The organism is Mycobacterium sp. E735 (assembly GCF_001666955.1).
In the GTDB taxonomy this organism is placed as follows: domain Bacteria; phylum Actinomycetota; class Actinomycetes; order Mycobacteriales; family Mycobacteriaceae; genus Mycobacterium.
Genome location: NZ_LZIX01000139.1, coordinates 1 through 503, shown reverse-complemented (window position 1 = coordinate 503; position 503 = coordinate 1). Strand labels below are relative to the sequence as shown.

Below are 503 nucleotides of genomic sequence, written 5' to 3'. Positions count from 1 at the left end.
GTCGGGTCGGGAAACATCAGTACTGACCTGCTCTACAAGTTGCTGCGGTCGGAGTGGCTGGAGCCGCGCTGGATGGTCGGCATCGACCCGCAAAGCGAGGGCTTGGCGCGGGCCCGCAAGCTGGGCCTGGAGACCACGCACGAAGGCGTGGACTGGTTGCTGGCCCAGTCGGAGAAGCCCGACTTGGTGTTCGAGGCCACCAGCGCCTACGTGCACCGGGACGCGGCGCCGAAATACGAAGCCGCCGGGATCCGGGCGATCGACCTGACCCCGGCCGCCGTCGGCCCGGCGGTCATCCCGCCGGCCAACCTCCGCGAGCACCTGGACGCGCCGAACGTCAACATGATCACCTGTGGTGGCCAGGCCACCATTCCGATCGTCTATGCCGTATCCCGGGTCGTGGAGGTGCCCTACGCCGAGATCGTCGCGTCGGTGGCGTCGGTCTCGGCCGGGCCGGGCACGCGGGCCAACATCGACGAGTTCACCAAGACCACCAGCAAGGG

1 protein-coding gene is annotated in these 503 nt (G+C 68.6%); it reads left to right on the top strand.

Annotation, left to right across the window (positions count from 1 at the left end; translation table 11 throughout):
- On the top strand, positions 1–503 hold a 503-nt coding region (locus A5704_RS11295), incomplete at both ends, for an acetylating acetaldehyde dehydrogenase (protein WP_197508474.1).